We start from the raw sequence: 1984 nt of genomic DNA, 5'->3' as shown, positions 1-1984 counted from the left end.
TCTTTATCTTTATCTTTATCCTTTTCTTTTTCCAAACCGAGCGTAATAGCAAGGGTTTGAACAAGACTCATTGTGACACATTGAGAGCGAAATCCCAGTACTTGAGCTTCTTTTACAACAAAAGAAACATCACTAAAAGCGAGTAATGGACTAATTTGGCTATCCGTAATAGCAATTTGTTTAATTCCTTTTTTAGCCGTAGTCTGGGTAATATTAAGGGTTTCATTCGCATAAGGTGAAAAACTAATAGAAACCACCACATCGCCTGCTTTTACTTGATTAAGTTGTTCATCAAACATTCCACCTAATCCGTTAATTAAGAAAGAACGACAATCCAAATGATGGAGTGCATAATTTAAGTAGCAGGCAACACTAAAAGAACGTTTTAATCCCACAATAAAAATATTATTTGCTTCTTTTAGTATTTTAACCGCTGCATAAATTTGCTCGTTTTCAGTGCTATTCGCTAATTGTTGTAATGCCTGACTATTAGCATGTGCAAATATGGCTAAAATATTTTCCGGAGATTCACTTCCTTCAACTTGATTAATTTTATGTGATAATTGTAAACGTTCCGTATAATTTGTTGTTTTTTCCATTAAGTTTTCACGAAAAATCTGCTTCATTTCATTGAATCCTGAAAAACCGAACTCCGCAGCAAACCGAATCAATGTAGAAGGTGGAACATTTGCTTTTTCCGCTATTGTAGCAACCGTATCAAAGACCACACTGTCACTGTTATCAAGAATATATTGAGCAACTTGTTTTAATCTTTTACTTAAACCATCATAACGTGTTTGAATTTCAATTTTCAACATGGTCAATTGAGATTTCTCTTTCATATATGCTGTACCCTAATTGTTCAAATATTTTTAATTATCCTATCCGGATAAATAAATATTTCAAGAAAAACGGCCATTTTCTTAAAAAATGACCGCACTTTTAGATGATATTTTATTGATTCCGGACTGAATCAAGATTTCTTCTCATATTCTTCCGTATTAATCCATCTATGATCTTTCTCCCAAGTAAATTTCCATTTTCTTACTGGTCCCGCCATTACATTTAAATAATAATTATCATATCCCGCAATAGTTGCAACAGGATGATAACCACGAGGAACTTGAACCACATCACCATCATAGACAGCCATACATTCATCTAAGGTACGATCATCCGTGTAAACACGCTGTAGCGCAAACCCTTGCGAAGGAGAGAAACGGTGATAATAGGTTTCCTCCAAATAAGTTTCTGTGAGTGAATTTTTATCATCATGCTTATGACTTGGAAAAGAACTCGTATTTCCTTCATCAGTAAAGACTTCGACAACCAGCAACGCATCGGCGCTTTCCGTTTCAGGCAAAATATTATGAACAAGACGCTTATTCTTACCATATCCACGTTTTTCTACGCCAACGTCCTCAGGTTTAATCAATCTTATTGGAAAATTTCCCTGACTTGGTGCACGACAAACGGCTAATTCTAAATAACTATCCGCCTGAATAGTGACAAATTGTGAGTGAGGAACATAAAGTGCATAGGGAGGGATACGTTCAAAAGGCGTACTACGATTACCTACCTGAATAAAGGTTTCCGTTGCTGTTTTAAACGTCGCCTTACCCGCAACAATGACAAAACAAACCTCCGTATTTTGTGTATCAAATTCAAGTGTTTGTTGTGCCTGTAAATGGTACATTTCAAACCCTACATATTCCCATCCTGCTGTTAGCGGTGTAATTTTTTGTACTTCACCATTTTTTTCCGGATGGTTTTTTCTTGATTTAGAAAGTAAATTTGACATATTTTCTCCTTTATTCGTAAGAGATAGAACGTTAGTTTCCATGATACTCCATTTATTTATCTAATCTATGACGACTTTTCTAAAATTAGACATGGATCACAAAAATAAAACAAACATTTCATTTTAAGATAAGAATGATTGAAAAAGATATATTAATTTCATAAGCTATATTTGTTAAAACTG

2 protein-coding genes are annotated in these 1984 nt (G+C 34.4%); both read right to left on the bottom strand.

What is annotated here, in order from left to right; all coding sequences use genetic code 11:
- On the bottom strand, positions 1-842 hold an 842-nt coding region (locus BKK47_RS12230), incomplete at its 3' end, for a MurR/RpiR family transcriptional regulator (RefSeq protein WP_077495086.1).
- A 131-nt stretch (positions 843-973) separates the two neighbouring features.
- Complete coding sequence (iolB, locus tag BKK47_RS12225; RefSeq protein WP_077495085.1) at positions 974-1801, bottom strand: 5-deoxy-glucuronate isomerase; 828 nt, start codon at positions 1799-1801, stop codon at positions 974-976.
- Between the last annotated feature and the right edge of the window lie 183 nt (positions 1802-1984).

The organism is Rodentibacter mrazii, assembly GCF_001998825.1.
GTDB classification, from domain to species: Bacteria; Pseudomonadota; Gammaproteobacteria; order Enterobacterales; family Pasteurellaceae; genus Rodentibacter; species Rodentibacter mrazii.
The sequence above is the reverse complement of the archived record's forward strand: the minus strand, read 5'-3'. Positions and strand labels throughout refer to the sequence as shown.